Here is a 19,832-nt window from a genome sequence, read left to right as displayed (position 1 = left end):
CCACCAGGGTTGAAAACCTGGGGGATGACCTGTGGTTAGGGGTGAAAGGCCAATCAAACTCCGTGATAGCTGGTTCTCCCCGAAATGCATTTAGGTGCAGCGTCGTGTGTTTCTTGCCGGAGGTAGAGCACTGGATAGGCGATGGGCCCTACCGGGTTACTGACCTTAGCCAAACTCCGAATGCCGGTAAGTGAGAGCGCGGCAGTGAGACTGTGGGGGATAAGCTCCATGGTCGAGAGGGAAACAGCCCAGAGCATCGACTAAGGCCCCTAAGCGTGTGCTAAGTGGGAAAGGATGTGGAGTCGCAGAGACAACCAGGAGGTTGGCTTAGAAGCAGCCATCCTTGAAAGAGTGCGTAATAGCTCACTGGTCAAGTGATTCCGCGCCGACAATGTAGCGGGGCTCAAGCACACCGCCGAAGTCGTGTCATTGCAGCATGAGGGCTAACGCCTGTTGTGATGGGTAGGGGAGCGTCGTGTGCCGGGTGAAGCAGCCGTGGAAGCGAGTTGTGGACGGTTCACGAGTGAGAATGCAGGCATGAGTAGCGATACAAGAGTGGGAAACTCTTGCGCCGATTGACTAAGGGTTCCTGGGTCAAGCTGATCTGCCCAGGGTAAGTCGGGACCTAAGGCGAGGCCGACAGGCGTAGTCGATGGACAACCGGTTGATATTCCGGTACCCGCTTTGAAGCGCCCAGTACTGAATCAGGCGATGCTAAGTCCGTGAAGCCGCCCTGATCTCTTCGGAGTTGAGGGGAGTGGTGGAGCCGACGGACCAGACTTGTAGTAGGTAAGCGATGGGGTGACGCAGGAAGGTAGTCCAGCCCGGGCGGTGGTTGTCCCGGGGTAAGGGTGTAGGCCGTGTGGTAGGTAAATCCGTCACACGTTGAGGCTGAGACCTGATGCCGAGCCGATTGTGGTGAAGTGGATGATCCTATGCTGTCGAGAAAAGCCTCTAGTGAGTTTCATGGCGGCCCGTACCCTAAACCGACTCAGGTGGTCAGGTAGAGAATACCGAGGCGTTCGGGTGAACTATGGTTAAGGAACTCGGCAAAATGCCCCCGTAACTTCGGGAGAAGGGGGGCCATTTCTGGTGATGACATTTACTGTCTGAGCTGGGGGTGGCCGCAGAGACCAGCGAGAAGCGACTGTTTACTAAAAACACAGGTCCGTGCGAAGCCGTAAGGCGATGTATACGGACTGACGCCTGCCCGGTGCTGGAACGTTAAGGGGACCGGTTAGTCGACCTTCGGGTTGGCGAAGCTGAGAACTTAAGCGCCAGTAAACGGCGGTGGTAACTATAACCATCCTAAGGTAGCGAAATTCCTTGTCGGGTAAGTTCCGACCTGCACGAATGGCGTAACGACTTCTCGACTGTCTCAACCATAGGCCCGGTGAAATTGCATTACGAGTAAAGATGCTCGTTTCGCGCAGCAGGACGGAAAGACCCCGGGACCTTTACTATAGCTTGATATTGGTGTTCGGTTCGGCTTGTGTAGGATAGGTGGGAGACTGTGAAGCGCCAACGCCAGTTGGTGTGGAGTCGTTGTTGAAATACCACTCTGGTCGTGCTGGATGTCTAACCTGGGTCCGTGATCCGGATCAGGGACAGTGTCTGGTGGGTAGTTTAACTGGGGCGGTTGCCTCCTAAAGGGTAACGGAGGCGCCCAAAGGTTCCCTCAGCCTGGTTGGCAATCAGGTGTTGAGTGTAAGTGCACAAGGGAGCTTGACTGTGAGACTGACGGGTCGAGCAGGTACGAAAGTAGGGACTAGTGATCCGGCGGTGGCTTGTGGAAGCGCCGTCGCTCAACGGATAAAAGGTACCCCGGGGATAACAGGCTGATCTTCCCCAAGAGTCCATATCGACGGGATGGTTTGGCACCTCGATGTCGGCTCGTCGCATCCTGGGGCTGGAGTCGGTCCCAAGGGTTGGGCTGTTCGCCCATTAAAGCGGTACGCGAGCTGGGTTTAGAACGTCGTGAGACAGTTCGGTCCCTATCCGCTGTGCGCGTAGGAGTCTTGAGAAGGGCTGTCCCTAGTACGAGAGGACCGGGACGGACGAACCTCTGGTGTGCCAGTTGTTCTGCCAAGGGCATGGCTGGTTGGCTACGTTCGGAAAGGATAACCGCTGAAAGCATCTAAGCGGGAAGCCTGCTTCGAGATGAGGGCTCCCTCCCACTTGATGGGGTAAGGCTCCCAGTAGACGACTGGGTTGATAGGCCAGATATGGAAGACCGGTAACGGTTGGAGTTGACTGGTACTAATAGGCCGAGGGCTTGTCCTCAGTTGCTCGCGTCCACTGTGTAGGTTCTGAAGTAACGAACTCGCCATGCTGGTTGGAGTTTGTCTTCATAGTGTTTCGGTGGTTATTGCGTTAGGGAAACGCCCGGTTACATTCCGAACCCGGAAGCTAAGCCTTTCAGCGCCGATGGTACTGCAGGGGGGACCCTGTGGGAGAGTAGGACGCCGCCGAACAATTTTTGAAAAAGCCTCGTCGGGAACTTCGGTTCCCGGCGGGGCTTTTTTGCGTTCCAGGGTGCGGGCCCCGGGGCGCGGCGGGGCCGGCGGGGCAGGTAAAGTCAGGGGCATCATTGGCACATTTCCCACAGGAGGCTTCCGCGTGGAGGTCCAGGAGACGCGGGTCCAGACAGATCGTGTCCTCACCATCCCGAATATTCTGAGCATGGCGCGCCTGGTCGGCGTGCCCGTGTTCCTGTGGTTGATCCTCTGGCCGGAATTCGGTGGTCCGAAGGCTGACGGCTGGGCGCTGCTGGTCCTCGCGCTGAGCGGTGTCAGTGATTACCTGGACGGCAAGCTCGCCCGGCGCTGGAACCAGATCAGCAGCCTGGGGCGGATCCTCGATCCGGCCGCCGACCGTCTCTACATCCTCTCCACCCTCGTCGGCCTGACGTGGCGTGAGATCCTGCCGCTCTGGCTCACCGCGGCGCTGCTGGCCCGGGAACTGATGCTGCTGATCGCGGTCGGATTCCTCGGTCGCCACGGCTATGGGCCTCCCCAGGTGAACTTCCTGGGCAAAGCGGCTACGTTCAACTTGATGTACGCCTTCCCGTTGCTGCTACTGAGCGATGGAAGTGGCTGGCTTCACACACTCGCTGCTATTTTCGGATGGGCGTTCGCGGGGTGGGGTACGGCGCTGTACTGGTGGGCAGGGATCCTCTACGTGGTCCAGGTCCGCCGGATCATCAGGGCGGACGCCACGGCCGACTGAGCTCGCCCAACCGGCAGAACGTGCCGAGGTCCAGGGCCCGTGCGGAAAACAGTGGGCGAACCGGACAAGTGAAGTCGGCAAGAACCGTCGTCTCTTAGAGGAGGACGCTTCCGACATGAAGGCCGTTGTGATGGCCGGCGGCGAAGGCACACGCCTTCGCCCCATGACGTCCAGCATGCCCAAGCCGCTGCTTCCCGTGGTCAACAGGCCGATCATGGAACACGTACTGCGGTTGCTGAAAAGGCATGGTCTCAGTGAGACCGTTGTGACCGTGCAATTCCTAGCTTCGCTCGTTCGCAACTATTTCGGGGACGGGGAAGAGCTCGGTATGGAGCTCACCTATGCCAATGAGGAAAAGCCACTCGGCACTGCCGGCAGTGTGAAGAACGCAGAGGAAGCCCTCAAGGACGACGCCTTCCTCGTCATCTCCGGTGATGCGCTCACCGACTTCGATCTGACCGACCTCATTCGGTTCCACAAGGAAAAGGGCGCCCTCGTCACTGTTTGCCTCACGAGGGTCCCCAACCCGCTGGAATTCGGCATCACCATTGTGGACGAGGCCGGCCGGGTCGAGCGATTTCTGGAAAAGCCGACCTGGGGCCAGGTCTTCTCGGACACCGTCAACACCGGCATCTACGTCATGGAGCCGGAGGTCTTCGACTATTTTGAGCCCGATGTTCCGGTGGACTGGTCCGGGGATGTCTTTCCGCAGCTCATGAAGGAAGGCAAGCCGATCTACGGCTATGTCGCCGAGGGCTACTGGGAGGACGTCGGCACGCATGAGAGCTATGTGAAGGCGCAGGCCGACGTCCTTGAGGGCAAGGTCGATGTGGAGATCGACGGCTTCGAGATCTCGCCGGGTGTGTGGGTGGCGGAGGGCGCCGAGGTTCATCCGGACGCGGTACTGCGCGGCCCGTTGTACATCGGTGACTACGCCAAGGTCGAAGCGGATGTGGAGATCCGTGAGCACACCGTCGTCGGTTCCAACGTCGTCGTCAAGAGCGGGGCGTTCCTCCACCGGGCGGTGGTGCACGACAACGTCTACATCGGTCAGCAGAGCAATCTGCGCGGTTGTGTGATCGGGAAGAACACCGACATCATGCGGGCCGCGCGGATCGAGGACGGCGCGGTCATCGGCGATGAATGCCTGATCGGTGAAGAGTCCATCGTCCAGGGCAATGTGCGGGTCTATCCGTTCAAGACCATCGAGGCCGGTGCGTTCGTCAACACCTCGGTGATCTGGGAATCCCGGGGCCAGGCGCATCTGTTCGGGGCGCGCGGGGTGTCCGGCATTCTCAACGTCGAGATCACCCCGGAACTCGCCGTGCGGCTCGCGGGTGCGTATGCCACCACGCTCAAGAAGGGCTCCACGGTCACCACCGCCCGGGACCACTCGCGTGGTGCCCGGGCACTGAAACGCGCGGTGATCTCCGCTCTGCAGGCGAGCGCCATCGACGTACGCGACCTGGAGAACGTTCCGCTGCCCGTCGCGCGGCAGCAGACCGCGCGGGGCAGCGCCGGCGGCATCATGGTCCGCACCACGCCCGGTGTGCCGGACTCCGTCGACATCATGTTCTTCGACGAGCGGGGCGCGGATCTCTCGCAGGCCGGGCAGCGCAAGCTGGACCGGGTCTATGCGCGCCAGGAGTACCGGCGGGCGTTCCCCGGTGAGATCGGTGATCTGCACTTCCCGGCCAGCGTCTTCGACACCTATACGGGAGCCATCCTGCGGGCCGTGGACACCACGGGCATCAGCGACTCCGGGCTGAAGGTCGTCGTCGATGCCTCGAACGGCAGCGCCGGTCTGGTGCTGCCGAGCCTCCTCGGCCGCCTCGGCGTCGACTCGCTGACCATCAATCCCGGTCTCGACGAGTCCCGGCCGACGGAGACCGCGGACGCCCGGCGCTCCGGGCTCGTACGGCTCGGCGAGATCGTGGCCTCGGCGCGGGCCGCGTTCGGGGTGCGGTTCGACCCGGTGGGCGAGCGGCTGTCCCTGGTGGACGAGCGCGGGCGGATCATCGAGGACGACCGTGCGCTGCTGGTGATGCTGGATCTGGTTGCCGCGGAGCGGCGGAGTGGGCGGGTGGCGCTGCCGGTGACCACGACTCGGATCGCCGAGCAGGTGGCGGCGTACCACGGGACCCAGGTGGAGTGGACGACGACGTCGCCGGACGACCTGACGCGGGTCGGGCGGATGGACGGCACGATCTTCGGCGGGGACGGTCTCGGCGGCTTCCTCATCCCGGAGTTCAGCAGCGTCTTCGACGGTGCGGCGGCGTTCGTCCGGCTGATCGGCCTGGTGGCCCGTACGCAGCTCACGCTCAGCCAGATCGACGCGCGGATCCCGCGGGCGCACGTCCAGCGCCGCGACCTGGCGACGCCGTGGGCGGTCAAGGGGCTGGTCATGCGGCATGTCGTGGAGGCGGCCGGCGACCGGGACGTGGACACCACCGACGGTGTGCGGGTCGTGGAGGCCGACGGGCGGTGGGTGCTGGTGCTGCCCGATCCGGCCGAGGCGGTCACGCATCTGTGGGCGGAGGGGCCGGACGACGCCTCCGCGCAGCAGCTGCTGGACGAGTGGTCGGCCGTGGTGGACAGCGCGGGACGCTGACCCGATCCCACCGGCGTGCCGCCGCTCCGGCACGTCGGTGGGGCCATTGGGAGACCGCGCCGCCGACATGCGACGATGTGCGGCATGTCGCAGCAGCGCCCCGATCGGACCAACACCCGGAAGCCGGCCGCGCGTCCCGATGCGTCCATGTCGCTGCTGACCAACGTGATGGATCACAGCCTCGACGACGGATACGCGGAGGCCGCCGCGCGCAGGTCCGAAACCGGTGAACGCGGTCTGCCGCGCACGCTGCGGGCGAAGTTGGGCCTGGCCGCCGGACTGGTGCTGGCGGCGCTGGTGGTGACCGTGGGGGCGGCGCAGGCGCGGGTGTCGGCACCGACGCTCGCCAAGGAGCGCGAGCAGCTGATCCACCGTATCCAGAAGGGCACCGCCGAGGCCGACACGCAGCAGCAGCGGGTCGATACGACGCGGGACGCCGTGGACCGGATGCAGCGGGAGGCGTTGCAGAAGCACGGTGGTGACAAGGCCGAACTGCTGGCGCTGTTGGCGGGTTCGACGCAGGTCACCGGGCCGGGGGTGAAGCTCGTCGTGGACGATGCCAAGGGTGCGGAGAGCGGCGCCGGCGGGCCGCGCGAGAGCAGCGACTTCTCGGACACCGGGCGGGTGCGGGACCGGGATCTGCAGCGGGTCGTCAACGGGCTCTGGCAGTCGGGTGCGGAGGCGATGGCTGTCAATGGGCAGCGGCTCACGTCACTCTCGGCGATCAGGGCCGCGGGAGACGCCATACTGGTCGACAACAAGCCGCTGGTGCCGCCGTACACGGTGCTGGCGGTGGGGGACGGGCAGCGGCTCAGCACCGCGTTCCAGGACAGTGCCGACGGCCAGTATCTGCATGTGCTGCAGGAGAACTACGGCGTACGCGCGAAGATTTCCGCCGAGAGCCAGGTCACGCTGCCGCCCGCGCCCAGTTTGACCGTACGTACAGCAAAGCCGCAGGCCGGTGCCGCGAAGACGGACGGCGCCGACACAGGGAAGGGCACATCGTGATCGCCGTACTGGGCCTCATCGTGGGAGTCGTGGTCGGACTCGTGGTTCGACCTGTGGTGCCGACGGTGGTCGAGCCGTACCTGCCGATCGCTGTCGTGGCGGCGCTGGATGCCGTGTTCGGCGGTCTGCGCGCGATGCTGGACGGCATCTTCGACGACAAGGTCTTCGTCGTCTCCTTCCTGTCCAATGTGGTGGTCGCGGCGCTGATCGTCTTCCTCGGCGACAAGTTGGGCGTCGGTGCCCAACTCTCCACCGGTGTCGTGGTGGTGCTGGGTATCCGGATCTTCTCCAATGCCGCCGCCATCCGCCGGCACGTCTTCAGGGCGTGAGGCGGATGGGTACGGAGGAGACGCCGGAGCCGGAGAAGAAGTCCGAGTCGCAGCCCGAGCGCAGGCCCGGTCCGGAGCGCAGTCCCGCCGACCGGCGCCCGATGCCGCCGGAGAGTCCCCGTACGCCCGCAGGGGATACGGGTGAGGAAGCCGAACACCGGGGCTCCGACAAGGAATCGGGCGAGGCGGGGCAGAGTGGTGCCAAACCGGCGGACGAGGGCACCTCTGGCGCCGCGGCGGACGACGGGACACCGTTGGAGCCGCGGACCGGCCGGCAGCGCCTTGTCGCCGGCCTGTGGCCGCCGCGGCTGACGCGGGCTCAACTGATCGTTGCCTTGCTCCTGTTCATTCTCGGTCTCGGCCTCGCGATTCAGGTACGTTCCACGAGTGACAGCAGTGCGCTGCGGGGCGCGCGCCAAGAGGATTTGGTGCGAATCCTGGATGAACTGGACAACCGTTCCCAGCGGTTGACGGATGAACAGCGGCGCCTGGAAGGGCAGAAGACCGAACTGGAGAACAGTTCGGACCAGGCCAAGGAGGCCCGTAAGCAGACCGTGGAGAAGGAAGCGCAGCTGGGCGTGCTGGCCGGGACCGTCGGGGCGCAGGGCCCCGGCATCAACCTGACCATCGACGACCCGCACCACTCCGTGGAGGCGGACAAGCTGCTCGACACGATCCAGGAACTGCGGGCGGCCGGAGCCGAGGCCATCCAGGTCAATGGCGTACGGGTCGTCGCGAACACCTACTTCTCCGACCTCCGGGGCGGGGTGCAGGTCGACGGCAAGCGCGTCACGCAGCCGTACCGATTCAGGGTCATCGGCAAGCCGGAGGACCTGGAACCGGCGCTGAACATCCCTGGCGGAGTGGTCCAGACACTGGAAAAGGAGCAGGCCAAGGTGTCTGTGACCCGTGAGGAGAAGATCGTTGTGGACGCCTTGCGGGAGGCGAAGCGGCCTGACTACGCTCGGTCGTCATCGCAGTGAGGCGTCTACGGATGGTGATGGCCCGGGGAGGGCATGACGTAGCGGGGGGTCGACGCACCGTGCGTGTGGTGTGTGGTGGAAACTGTCTGATGGCCACGGACGTTCACAGGATGTCCGGATCGGCCGGTGTGTGCATCGAGGGTTCGTCCTGCCCCACGGGCGGGTCTGTTTCGTACAAGGGGAATCGCCCGTGAAGTTGTTTGGAAAGCTGTTCGGCAAGAGCGCTCGCCAGGAGGGCGGCAGCGGCTCCGCGCGGCATCGCGCGACGCGCCAGCCCGAGGAGAGCGGCGCGGCCGAGGACCGTCCGCTCTTCCGTGACGAGGTCAGCGGTCCGTCCGGGGGGCACGGCGCGGGTTCTGTTGACCCCTCCGGGTCCGGCCGCATAGGTTCCCAGGAACCATCAACCTCACGCACGGGTGGAGGGTTGGCCTTGCCGGTTTGTACGAGGTGTGGGCACCGGAACGCCGAGGCGAGCCGGTTCTGCTCCAACTGCGGTGCGCCGCTGCGTCCGGGCGCACAGCCCGAGCGCGCGTCCGAGACGACCTCGACGATCTCCATCTCGGGGATCGAGGCGTACGACGCGGAGGCGACGGGGCAGAACCTGTCGCCGTCGCTGTCCCCTGAGGCGCAGGCGGCCGTCGATGCCCTCCCGCTGGGGTCGGCGCTGCTGGTCGTCCGCCGGGGCCCGAATTCCGGCAGCCGGTTCCTCCTGGACGGCGAGCTGACGACGGCGGGCCGGCATCCGCAGGGCGACATCTTCCTCGACGACGTCACGGTCTCCCGCAGCCACGTGGAGTTCCGCCGCGGCCCGGACGGTCGCTTCACGGTCACCGACGTCGGCAGCCTGAACGGCACCTACGTCAACCGCGAGCGGATCGACTCGGCCGTCCTCGCCAACGGCGATGAGGTGCAGATCGGCAAGTACCGCCTGGTCTTCTACGCGAGCCAGCGGGGCGTCGGCATCTGACCGCCAGGGAAGGCATATGCGCCATACACCGGCAGGCGGTGCCGGTTCTACCGGCACCGCTTCCTCGGACCGCAAGCCGATGAGCATCGGCAGGGTGCTCAACGCGCTGCGCGAGGAGTTCCCCGAGGTCACCATCTCCAAGATCCGCTTCTTGGAAGCCGAGGGGCTCGTCGAGCCGAAGCGCACGCCTTCCGGGTATCGCAAATTCACCGCTGCCGACGTCGAGCGCCTGGCGAGCGTGCTGCGCATGCAGCGGGACCACTATCTGCCGCTCAAGGTCATCCGGGAGCATCTGGACGCCCTGGAGCGGGGCGAGCAGGTGTCGCTCCCGGCCCCGGCGCCGTCCCGTGACCTGGTCGAGGGCGTGTCCGACCCGGACGACGAGGGCCCGACGGCGGCCCGGATCGGCCGGGCGGAGCTGCTGACCGCCGCCGACGTGGACGAGGCGGCCCTCGCCGACTGGGAGTCCTACGGACTCATCGTCGCCCATGAGGACGGTGGATACGACATCGAGACCGTGTCCGTCGCCAAACTTGTCGCGGAGCTGGGCCGCTTCGGTCTGGAGCCGCGGCATCTGCGTGCCGTGAAGGCGGCGGCCGAGCGCGAGGCCGGTCTGGTCGAGCAGGTCGTTGCACCCCTTCGGCGGCACCGCAACCCTCAGACCCGGGCGCATGCCGAGGCCACCGCCAGAGAGCTGGCCACGCTGTCCGTACGGCTCCACGCGGCGCTGGTACAGAGCGCTCTGCGGGTCCGTCTGCCGTGAGCAAACGACTGCCCGACTACCCAAACCTGCCGGGCACGTCCTAGGGTTGCTGTGTGAACGAGCTCGACGTCGTGGGTGTCCGGGTGGAAATGCCTTCCAGCCAACCGATCGTGCTCCTGCGGGAGGTGGGAGGCGACCGTTACTTGCCCATTTGGATCGGGCCGGGGGAAGCCACCGCCATCGCCTTCGCCCAGCAGGGCATGGTCCCCGCCCGGCCGCTGACGCACGACCTTTTCAAGGACGTGCTCGAAGCGGTGGGCCAGGAGCTGACGCAGGTCCGCATCACGGATCTGCGCGAAGGGGTCTTCTACGCCGAGCTGGTCTTCGCCAGCGGCGTCGAGGTCAGCGCCCGGCCGTCCGACGCCATAGCGCTGGCGCTGCGCACCGGAACGCCGATCTTCGGTACCGACGGTGTGCTGGACGACGCGGGGATCGCGATTCCGGACGAGCAGGAGGACGAGGTGGAGAAGTTCCGCGAGTTCCTCGACCAGATCTCGCCCGAGGACTTCGGCACCAGCAACCAGTGACTCGGCCAGTCGAACGCCTGTTTCCGGCCAACCTGCAATCCATTCCCCGCGGCAAGTCACGAGAAACCACTCGTAGGGTGATTATCACTCGGCGTGGCGAGCGCGGCGATCGTTGACGCACCCCGGGTGACTGCATACCGTCGATATGGCAGGTCCCGTCCGGGACGTGGAGGACGGAGGGCGGCGTGGCAATCACCGGCGACGGTACGGCGGCGGAAGGGGCATTGCCGCTCCACTCGGGCGCGGCAGCGAACCGCGGTCCTGTACAGGCCGCCGCGATGTCGGGGGACCGCGAGGCGGAGAACATCGGCTACCGCGGACCGACCGCATGCGCGGCGGCGGGCATCACGTATCGACAGCTCGACTACTGGGCGCGGACCGGTCTGGTGGAGCCCAGCATCCGGCCGGCGTACGGCTCCGGCACACAGCGGCTCTACAGCTTCCGGGACGTCGTCGTCCTGAAGATCGTCAAGCGGCTGCTGGACACCGGGGTCTCGCTCCAGAACATCCGCACCGCCGTGCAGCACCTGCGCTCGCGCGGGCTGGCGGATCTGACGCGGATGACGCTGATGAGCGATGGCGCGACGGTCTACGAGTGCACCTCGCCCGACCAGGTCGTCGACCTGCTCCAGGGGGGCCAGGGGGTCTTCGGCATCGCGGTCGGCGTGGTGTGGCGGGACGTGGAGGGCGCGCTGTCGCAGCTCCACGGAGAGCGCGTGGACACCGGCGAGACGCTGATCGGGAAGAACCCGCAGGACGAGCTGGCGCGGCGGCGCAACCGGGCCGGCTGACGGCGCGTACGGGGTCCCGGGCCCGGGTCGGGCCGATTGTCAGTGGTGTGCGGCAGCATCAGTGGTGTGAGACGTGCGCCGACGATCCTGCATCTGGACATGGATGCGTTCTATGCCTCCGTCGAGCAGGCGGCCAAGCCGAGCCTGCGGGGGAAGCCCGTGGTCGTCGGAGGGATCGGGCCGCGCGGGGTGGTGGCGACGGCGTCGTACGAGGCCCGGGTCCACGGGGTGCGCTCGGCCATGCCGACGGCGCAGGCGCGCCGGCTGTGCCCCAACGCCGCCTATCTCAGCCCGCGGTTCACCCTGTACCGCCAGGTGAGTGAAACGGTCATGGAGCTGCTGCGGGCGCTGTCGCCGTTGGTGGAGCCGCTGAGCCTGGACGAGGCTTTCGTGGATCTGGAGGCGGGCGGGGTCGCGCCGGAGACGGCCGCGGTACGGGCGGTGGGGGCGCGGCTGCGGCGGGATATCCGGGCGGCCACGGGGCTGACGGGGTCGGTGGGGCTGGCGGGCGCCAAGATGCTCGCCAAGATCGCGTCCGAGCAGGCGAAGCCGGACGGCCTGGTGGTGATCGAGCCCGGTACGGAGCGGGAGCTGCTGGGGCCGCTGCCGGTGCGGACGCTGCCGGGGGTCGGGCCGGCCACGGCCGAGGCGCTGCGCCGGGGCGGGATCCATACCGTCGCGGAGACCGCGGAGGCCGGTGAGGCGGAGCTGGTGCGACTGCTGGGCCGGGCCCACGGCACGGGGCTCTACGCGATGGCACTGGGGCAGGACGACCGGCCGGTGGTGGCCGAGCGGGACGCGAAGTCGGTGTCGGTCGAGGACACCTTCGAGGTCGATCTGACGGACCGGACGCGGGTGCGGAACGAGGTGCTGCGGCTGGCCGACCGGTGTGTGGAGCGGCTGCGGGCCGCCGGGCGGTCCGGGCGCACGGTGGTGATCAAGGTGCGGAACTACGACTTCTCGACGCTCACCCGGTCCGAGACGCTGCGCGGTCCCACCGACGACCCCGCGGTCGTGCGGGAGGCGGCCGTACGGCTGCTGGAGACGGTGGACACCACCGGCGGGGTGCGGCTGCTGGGCGTGGGGGTGAGCGGGCTGGCGGACTTCACACAGGAGGACCTCTTCGCCCAGATCGCGACGGAGCGGGAGGCGGCGCAGCATGCCGTGACCGCCGAGCCGGAAGCGCAGGAGGAGCGGGAGCCGGTGCTGGAGGAGGAGCTGCCGCGGCGGTGGCACCCGGGGCTGGACGTGGTGCACGAGGAGTTCGGCGCCGGGTGGGTGCAGGGCAGCGGGGTGGGGCGGGTGACCGTCCGGTTCGAGACGCCGTGGTCCGCACCCGGGAGGGTGCGGACCTTTGCCGTCGGGGATCCGGCGCTGCGGCCGGGGGAGCCGCTGCCGCTGCTGGGCGGCCCGGATCAGTCGTCCGCGCCGGCGATTCGCCCGAAGTCCGACTCACCGGCGGCGGACGGTGAGTCCGAGACCGGGGAGGAGATATCGAGCCGGTAGTGGTGGTAGAGCTGGAGTTCCTGCTCGGGGGAGAGATGCCGGCCGACGCCGAAGTCCGGGGCATCCTTGATGAGCTTGCGGTCATAGGGAATGCGCAGGCTGTCGCCGACCATTTCGCTGGGTTCCAGGGGGACGAACGCATCACGGCTGAAGAGGCCGGTGCGCACCGCCGCCCACTCCGGCTCGCCCGTCGCATCGTCGAGGTAAACCTCGTCGATGGTGCCGATTTTCGCGCCGTTCCGGTCGAACGCTTTGCGGCCGATGAGGCTCCGGGGATCGATATCGGTTTGCACGGTCCCTCCAGTTGGTCGCAACTGCCTTGTGACAACTACGAAACGGCACATTTCATGCCTCGGCCACTCGAAGGATCGTTCCGGCAGTGCGCTGGTAGGCTGACGATTGGCCGCAGAACCCAGGCGGGAGAGTCCTTTGTCGTTCGCGGCAGGGGCGCCGAAGGAGCAAATCCTCCCCGGAATCTCTCAGGCACACGTACCGCGTGGGTGAGGTCACTCTGGAAAGCAGGACGGGGCACGGTCGGTCACCGAGCCGGAACCCCTCCTCACCGACGGTGAAAACCGGGCCGCACCCCACGGGCCGGTGAAGCTCTCAGGTTGAGATGACAGAGGGGGAGGCCGTCCGGGCACCAGCGCCCTGGTGCCCCTCGCAGGTCGTACCGACCAGGAGGCCCCCGCAGATGACCACCAATCGCATCTCCTTGACCGAGCTGGAGCGCGGCACCCCCTTCGAGCGCCGGCACATCGGCCCCGATGACGCGGCGCAGGCCAAGATGCTCGCGCAGGTCGGCTTCGGTTCGCTGGACGAGCTCACCGCCGCCGCCGTCCCGGACGTGATCAAGAGCGCCGAGGCGCTGGGGCTGCCGCAGGGCCGTACCGAGGCCGAGGTCCTGGCGGAGCTGCGTGGTCTGGCCGACCGCAACCAGGTCCTGTCGTCCATGATCGGACTCGGCTACTACGGCACGTTCACGCCACCGGTGATCCTGCGCAACGTCATGGAGAACCCCTCCTGGTACACGGCGTACACGCCCTACCAGCCGGAGATCTCGCAGGGCCGGCTGGAGGCGCTGCTGAACTTCCAGACGATGGTCGCCGAGCTGACCGGACTGCCCACCTCCGGTGCCTCCCTCCTGGACGAGGGCACCGCCGCCGCCGAGGCGATGGCCCTCTCCCGCCGGGTCGGCAAGGTCAAGCAGGGCGTCTACCTGGTCGACGCGGACTGTCTGCCGCAGACCGTCGCCGTGATCCGGACCCGCGCCGAGCCGACCGGCGTCGAGGTCGTCGTGGCGGACCTGTCCGGCGGCATTCCGGCGGAGATCGCCGAGCGCGGGGTCTTCGGCATGCTGCTGCAGTACCCGGGCGCGTCCGGTGCGGTGCGCGACCCGCGGGGGGTGATCGCGCAGGCCCACGAGCTGGGCGCGGTCGTCACCGTCGCCGCCGATCTGCTGGCCCTGACCCTGCTGACCTCGCCGGGTGAGCTGGGCGCGGACATCGCGGTCGGTACCAGCCAGCGGTTCGGCGTCCCGATGGGCTTCGGCGGCCCGCACGCCGGCTTCATGGCCGTACGCGAGCAGTTCGCCCGCAGCCTGCCCGGCCGGCTGGTCGGGGTCTCCGTCGACGCGGACGGCAACAAGGCGTACCGGCTGGCGCTGCAGACCCGTGAGCAGCACATCCGCCGGGAGAAGGCCACCAGCAACATCTGCACCGCGCAGGTGCTGCTCGCCGTCATGGCCGGGATGTACGCGGTCTACCACGGGCCCGACGGGCTGCGGACGATCGCCCGGCGCACCCACCGCTACGCGGCCGTCCTGGCCGAGGGCCTGCGGGCCGGCGGGGTGGAACTGGTCCACGAGGCGTACTTCGACACGCTGACCGCGCGGGTGCCCGGCCGGGCCGCCGAGGTCGTCGCCGCCGCCCGCCAGGCGGGGATCAACCTCCGCCAGGTCGACGCGGACCTGGTAGGTATCGCCTGCGACGAGACCACCGGGCGTGCCCAGCTGACCGGGGTCTGGGGCGCCTTCGGGGTGCGGGGCGACATCGAGCGGCTGGACGCGGCCGTCGCCGAGGCGCTGCCGCAGTCGCTGCTGCGCACCGACGACTACCTCGGCCACCCGGTCTTCCACCAGCACCGCTCCGAGACCGCCATGCTGCGCTACCTGCGGACGCTGGCCGGCAAGGACTACGCGCTGGACCGCGGCATGATCCCGCTCGGGTCCTGCACGATGAAGCTGAACGCCACGACCGAGATGGAGCCGGTCACCTGGCCGGAGTTCGGTCAGCTGCACCCCTTCGCGCCGGCCGACCAGGCGCAGGGCTACCTCACGCTCATCCAGGAGCTGGAGGAGCGGCTGGCCACGGTCACCGGCTACGACAAGGTGTCCATCCAGCCCAACGCCGGTTCGCAGGGCGAACTCGCCGGGCTGCTGGCCGTCCGCGCCTACCACCGCGCCAACGGCGACGAGCAGCGCACCGTCTGCCTGATCCCGTCCTCGGCGCACGGTACCAACGCCGCCAGCGCCGTGATGGCCGGCATGAAGGTCGTCGTCGTCAAGACCGGTGAGGACGGCGAGGTCGACGCCGACGACCTGCACGCCAAGATCGAGAAGCACCGCGACGAGCTGGCCGTCCTGATGGTCACCTACCCGTCCACCCACGGCGTGTTCGAGGAGCACATCACCCAGATCTGCGCGGCGGTGCACGAGGCCGGCGGCCAGGTCTACGTGGACGGCGCCAACCTCAACGCGCTGGTCGGCCTCGCCGAACCGGGGAAGTTCGGCGGCGACGTCTCGCACCTCAACCTGCACAAGACGTTCTGCATCCCGCACGGCGGCGGCGGTCCCGGCGTCGGCCCGGTCGGCGTCCGTGCCCACCTGGCGCCGTACCTGCCCAACCACCCGCTGCAGCCCACCGCGGGCCCGGAGACCGGTGTCGGGCCGATCTCCGCCGCCCCCTGGGGTTCGGCCGGCATCCTGCCGATCTCCTGGGCGTACGTCCGGCTGATGGGCGGCGAGGGCCTCCAGCGCGCCACCCAGGTCGCGGTCCTCAGCGCCAACTACATCGCCAAGCGCCTGGAGCCGCACTACCCCGTGCTCTACACCGGGCCCGGCGGGCTGGTCGCCCACGAGTGCATCATCGACGTCCGGCCGCTGACCAAGGCGACCGGTGTGAGCATCGACGACGTCGCCAAGCGGCTCATCGACTACGGCTTCCACGCGCCGACGATGTCCTTCCCGGTGGCCGGCACGCTGATGATCGAGCCGACCGAGAGCGAGGACCTGGGCGAGCTGGACCGCTTCTGCGACGCGATGATCGCCATCCGCGCGGAGATCGACAAGGTCGGCTCGGGGGAGTGGGACAGGGACGACAACCCGCTCCGCAACGCCCCGCACACCGCGGGCGCGCTGGCCGGCGAGTGGCACCACGCCTACCGCCGCGAGGAGGCCGTCTTCCCGGCCGGGGTGAACGCCGCGGACAAGTACTGGCCGCCGGTGCGCCGGATCGACGGTGCCTTCGGGGACCGCAACCTGGTGTGCTCCTGCCCGCCGCTGGACGAGTACGACAGCTGATCCACGGCAACATCAAGGGCCCTCGGCAGGGATGCCGGGGGCCCTGTGGTTCGTGCCGGGTGGCGGGATCAAGCGGCGGCGGTGACCCGGGCGGAGCCGAGCGGCCGGTGCGGGGCGATGACCTGGCCGTCCGGCAGCAGCTCACCGGTGTCCTCGAAGAGCAGGACGCCGTTGCAGAGCAGGCTCCAGCCCTGCTCCGGGTGGTGCGCCACCAGTTGGGCGGCCTCCCGGTCGGTGGATTCCGCTGACGGGCATGGCGGTTGATGCTGGCACATGGGAATTGTCTTTCGCTGCGGTGTGGTGAACGTCGTGCGGCTCGATGAGGTGGTCATGGCCGCTCCCCCGTTTCATGTCGGTCCCAGTCTTGCCCCACGGAGGTGTTTCCGCAGGGATTTCGCAGCAGCGGTACACACTCGATACTGACGCATCACCCGTGCGGGCGGTTGCTCCCAATTGAGCACGACTCCCGGGGGGTTGGGAGTGGTATCGGCGGCGGGTCCGCGCGGGTGGGCAGCGCGGTGCGCCCCGCGGCCGGGAAGGGCCACGGGGCGCAGGGCGGCGGTGCGGGGTGCGCGGGCGTGCGAGGGGGTGCGGCGGTCAGGCCGGTTCGCGGAGCAGCGGGGTGGGGGCGAGGCGGCGGGCCAGGCGGGGGAGCAGGTCGGCGAGGCGCTGCGGGAGGTGCGGGGCGATCCCCGGCGGTGCGGGTGCCAGCGGCACCAGGAGGTCACCGGGGGCGGGCATGCCGTCGGCGCCGTCCGCGGTGATGTCGTGGTGCAGCCACAGGGTGAGCATGTACAGCTCCGGGACGGACAGCAGCCGCGGCTGGTACGGCGCGGCGAGCGACTCCGCCTGCTGAAGGGCCCGTTCGGTCGCGACGACATAGGGGCCGTCGCAGAAGCGCGAGAACGTCCAGCCGTCCGCGGTGAGCCGGGCCTCGGCGGTCGCCAGGGCGCGTTCCCCGCCGCGGACCAGGAAGCGCCAGCCGGCGAGGCGGGTGCGCGGCGGGCCGGCCTGGCTGATGTCGTCCCAGACGTGCACCGGCAGCGGGTGGTCGGGGCTCAGTGGTCCCTGATGGGCGCGCAGCGAGGCGGTGGGGGCGTCGCGGACGGCGGTGGCGGAGCTGAGGGCGGTGAGGATGCTGCGCAGGGCGGGCGCAGGGGCAGGCGGGATGTGCAGCGGCATGGCGGGTCGCCTCTCGCTTCGGAGACACGGTGGAGCCGGGAAGTGCGGACGTCGCTGTCTGCGGGCGGGGTCAGAGCAGGGCTGACCGCGGTTGCGGACCGGCACGGCCGGCAGCGGTGCCGGAGTACCGGTCGGAACACCGCCACGCCGGCGCCAAATCTCTGCCTCGTCAGCGAAGTTTATACGACATATGTTCTGGAAGTGTTTCGGCTACTCGTCTTGCGGATTTCCGGCAAGGTAGAATCCGGTCCCTTGCTCCGGGTGGTTTCCGCCGCTTTGTGCCGAGGTCGGAAGATGCCACCTCGTAATTCCTGGGTGATGCGGTAGGCCGAATCACGTCGGTGTTTGTTACCAGCGAATTGCGGAGGGCGCTGGCCATGGAGGTATGCCCGCGGAAAATGCCCGGCGCCCGGTCCTCGTCAGAGTAACGGTACCGTCCTGGCCGCGAGGCGTTATCGATCAGATTGCCGGGGCATCATCGACCGTAGCGCGTGCCCCGGGGTGCCGGGGGCGGCCCCAAGCAGCCGGTGGCCGCGGGCTGTTCACTGCAGGAGGGACCCTTCGATGGGGGAGAAGGTCGCTGCGGACCGGATCGACCTGGCGGACCGGGAGCGTTATCGAAGAAAGCTGCACGACTGTCTTGTGGGATTGCGCAGGATGCTGGCGGAGAAGCGGTTCGATCGCCCCAGGAATCTCATGGGGCTGGAGATCGAGCTGAATCTCGCGGGTGCCGACGGGCTGCCGCGCATGCTGAACTCACAGGTTCTGGAACGCATCGCCAGCGGTGATTTCCAGACCGAACTCGCCCAGTGCAATCTCGAGGTCAACATCACCCCGCACCGATTGTCCGGACGTGTGCTGGACCAGCTCGCCGAGGAACTCCGCACGGGCCTCGGCTATGCGGAAAGAAAGGCCCGCGAGCTGGCCGCCCGCATCGTGATGATCGGCATCCTGCCGACCCTGCACGCCAGTGACCTCACCGCCTCCAGCCTCTCCGCGAACGACCGCTATGTGCTGCTCAACGAGCAGATGCGGGCGGCCCGCGGGGAGGACTTCGCCATCGACATCGAGGGCGTCGAGCGGCTGGTGTCCCGCTCGCCGTCGATCGCGCCGGAGGCGGCGTGCACCTCCGTCCAGCTGCACCTCCAGGTGACGCCCGGCCGGTTCGCCGCGGTCTGGAACGCGGCCCAGGCGATCGCCGCCGTCCAGATCGCGGTCGGCGCCAACTCGCCGTTCCTCTTCGGGCGGGAACTGTGGCGCGAGTCGAGGCCGCCGGTTTTCCAGCAGGCCACCGACACCCGGGTGCCCGAACTCCAGGCGCAGGGTGTGCGGCCCCGGACCTGGTTCGGCGAGTGCTGGGTCGAGTCCGTCGACGAACTGTTCGAGGAGAATCTCCGGTTCTTCCCGCCGCTGCTGCCGCTGTGCGGGCCGCAGGAGCCGCTGCGCGTCCTCGATGAGGGCGGCGTGCCCGATCTTGCCGAACTGGTGTTGCACAACGGAACGATTTATCGATGGAACCGCCCGGTCTACGCCGTCGCCGGCGGCGTGGCGCACCTCCGCGTCGAGAACCGGGTCCTGCCGGCCGGCCCCACCGTCGCCGACGTCGTCGCCAACACCGCCTTCTACTACGGCCTGGTGCGCGCACTGGCCGACCAGCCCCGCCCGGTGTGGACCCGGCTGCCGTTCGCCGCCGCGGCCGGCAACTTCGATGCCGCCTGCCGCCACGGCATCGACGCCGTGCTGCGCTGGCCGCGGTCCGGGCGGGCCGGCGGCATCGCCCAGACACCGGCCGTACGGCTGGTACGGCAGGAACTGCTGCCCCTGGCGGCGGCCGGGCTGGACGCCTGGGGCGTTGAACCGGCCGACCGCGACCACTACTTGGGCATCATCGAGGCCCGCTGCGTCCGCCGGGTGAACGGCGCGTCCTGGCAGGCCGCGGCCTTCCACCACGCGCGGCGGCAGGGCCTGGCGCGGGAGGCCGCACTGGCCGCGATGACCCGGCGCTACGGCGAGTTGATGCACACCGGGGAGCCGGTGCACACCTGGCCGGTGGCCTGGCCGGTCGGCGAGCCCACCGTCCCGGCGCAGCGGCGCGCCGCGCCGGAGGGGGCGTAACCGGGCCGTGCGCGGGCCTCGGCTCACGCCGGTGCCGCAGTCGGTGCGGACTTCCGGGCCGGCCGCCGGGGTGCCGTCGGCGCTGATGCCCTCGACGTCGACGGTGACGTCCAGGCGGTAGTCGTAGGTGCCGACCCGTACGCGGGGACACGGCGTGGCGAACGCCCCGCCGGACCGGCTCTGCGCGGTGATCCCGCCGTGTGCGGTGCGGCCGGCCGCGGCGGCCCGGTTGCGTCGTGCCG

Annotated in this window: 15 protein-coding genes, 2 rRNA genes and 1 riboswitch (1 of these 18 only partly in view); of the genes, 14 read left to right on the top strand and 3 right to left on the bottom strand. The window is 68.2% G+C overall.

What is annotated here, in order from left to right:
- The 12 genes from RZ84_RS05500 to RZ84_RS05440 all read left to right on the top strand — a co-directional run.
- A 23S ribosomal RNA gene (locus RZ84_RS05500) occupies positions 1–2,283 on the top strand (it extends 839 nt beyond the left edge of the window).
- A gap of 74 nt (positions 2,284–2,357) precedes the next feature.
- Positions 2,358–2,474: ribosomal RNA gene (gene rrf / locus RZ84_RS05495) — 5S ribosomal RNA — on the top strand.
- Between the two features lie 145 nt (positions 2,475–2,619).
- A complete protein-coding gene (locus RZ84_RS05490; protein ID WP_043263318.1) occupies positions 2,620–3,228 on the top strand; it encodes a CDP-alcohol phosphatidyltransferase family protein in 609 nt (202 codons plus the stop codon).
- A gap of 115 nt (positions 3,229–3,343) precedes the next feature.
- On the top strand, positions 3,344–5,839 hold the full coding sequence (locus RZ84_RS05485) for a mannose-1-phosphate guanyltransferase (protein ID WP_043263317.1): 2,496 nt from the start codon (positions 3,344–3,346) through the stop codon (positions 5,837–5,839).
- An 84-nt stretch (positions 5,840–5,923) separates the two neighbouring features.
- The gene (locus tag RZ84_RS05480) at positions 5,924–6,847 is read left to right on the top strand and encodes a DUF881 domain-containing protein (protein WP_043263316.1); all 924 of its coding nucleotides are present in this window, start codon (positions 5,924–5,926) and stop codon (positions 6,845–6,847) included.
- Complete coding sequence (locus tag RZ84_RS05475; protein ID WP_003984969.1) at positions 6,844–7,176, top strand: small basic family protein; 333 nt, start codon at positions 6,844–6,846, stop codon at positions 7,174–7,176. The genes RZ84_RS05480 and RZ84_RS05475 overlap by 4 nt, the downstream gene beginning before the upstream one ends.
- 5 nt (positions 7,177–7,181) lie before the next feature.
- The gene (locus RZ84_RS05470; RefSeq protein ID WP_078893604.1) at positions 7,182–8,159 is read left to right on the top strand and encodes a DUF881 domain-containing protein; all 978 of its coding nucleotides are present in this window, start codon (positions 7,182–7,184) and stop codon (positions 8,157–8,159) included.
- Positions 8,160–8,277: 118 nt separating this feature from the next.
- Positions 8,278–9,126 carry an FHA domain-containing protein gene (locus RZ84_RS36210; protein WP_241778017.1) on the top strand — a complete coding sequence of 283 codons (849 nt, stop codon included), beginning with the start codon at positions 8,278–8,280 and terminating at the stop codon, positions 9,124–9,126.
- A gap of 16 nt (positions 9,127–9,142) precedes the next feature.
- On the top strand, positions 9,143–9,889 hold the full coding sequence (locus RZ84_RS05455) for a transcriptional regulator FtsR (RefSeq protein WP_043263313.1): 747 nt from the start codon (positions 9,143–9,145) through the stop codon (positions 9,887–9,889).
- Between the two features lie 53 nt (positions 9,890–9,942).
- Entirely contained in the window at positions 9,943–10,416 is a 474-nt protein-coding gene (locus RZ84_RS05450; RefSeq protein WP_043263312.1) for a bifunctional nuclease family protein, read from the top strand.
- 185 nt (positions 10,417–10,601) lie between these two features.
- Positions 10,602–11,207 carry a MerR family transcriptional regulator gene (locus RZ84_RS05445; protein WP_043263311.1) on the top strand — a complete coding sequence of 202 codons (606 nt, stop codon included), beginning with the start codon at positions 10,602–10,604 and terminating at the stop codon, positions 11,205–11,207.
- 66 nt (positions 11,208–11,273) lie between these two features.
- Positions 11,274–12,713 (top strand): DNA polymerase IV, encoded by a 1,440-nt coding sequence (locus RZ84_RS05440; RefSeq protein WP_078894565.1) that lies wholly within the window; start codon positions 11,274–11,276, stop codon positions 12,711–12,713.
- On the opposite strand, the gene RZ84_RS05435 is transcribed toward RZ84_RS05440, so the two are convergent.
- Positions 12,623–13,057: a PRC-barrel domain-containing protein gene (locus RZ84_RS05435; RefSeq protein WP_078893602.1), complete on the bottom strand. Its 435-nt coding sequence runs from the start codon at positions 13,055–13,057 to the stop codon at positions 12,623–12,625. The two genes, RZ84_RS05440 and RZ84_RS05435, sit on opposite strands and share 91 nt — an antisense overlap.
- 63 nt (positions 13,058–13,120) lie before the next feature.
- Positions 13,121–13,218, top strand: a riboswitch (glycine riboswitch).
- 189 nt (positions 13,219–13,407) lie between these two features.
- On the opposite strand from RZ84_RS05435, the gene gcvP reads away from it, so the two are divergent.
- The gene (gcvP, locus tag RZ84_RS05430) at positions 13,408–16,293 is read left to right on the top strand and encodes an aminomethyl-transferring glycine dehydrogenase (protein ID WP_043263308.1); all 2,886 of its coding nucleotides are present in this window, start codon (positions 13,408–13,410) and stop codon (positions 16,291–16,293) included.
- Between the two features lie 68 nt (positions 16,294–16,361).
- On the opposite strand, the gene RZ84_RS05425 is transcribed toward gcvP, so the two are convergent.
- Positions 16,362–16,568 carry a DUF5999 family protein gene (locus RZ84_RS05425; RefSeq protein WP_043263307.1) on the bottom strand — a complete coding sequence of 69 codons (207 nt, stop codon included), beginning with the start codon at positions 16,566–16,568 and terminating at the stop codon, positions 16,362–16,364.
- 322 nt (positions 16,569–16,890) lie between these two features.
- On the bottom strand, positions 16,891–17,475 hold the full coding sequence (locus tag RZ84_RS05420) for a hypothetical protein (protein ID WP_043263306.1): 585 nt from the start codon (positions 17,473–17,475) through the stop codon (positions 16,891–16,893).
- Between the two features lie 564 nt (positions 17,476–18,039).
- On the opposite strand from RZ84_RS05420, the gene RZ84_RS05415 reads away from it, so the two are divergent.
- Positions 18,040–19,590, top strand: coding sequence for a glutamate-cysteine ligase family protein (locus tag RZ84_RS05415; RefSeq protein WP_043263305.1), 1,551 nt, complete (start codon positions 18,040–18,042; stop codon positions 19,588–19,590).
- The last annotated feature ends 242 nt before the right edge of the window (positions 19,591–19,832 follow it).

The organism is Streptomyces sp. CT34 (genome assembly GCF_000805335.1).
Taxonomy (GTDB): Bacteria; Actinomycetota; Actinomycetes; order Streptomycetales; family Streptomycetaceae; genus Streptomyces.
This window is presented reverse-complemented; position numbering and strand designations above follow the sequence as displayed.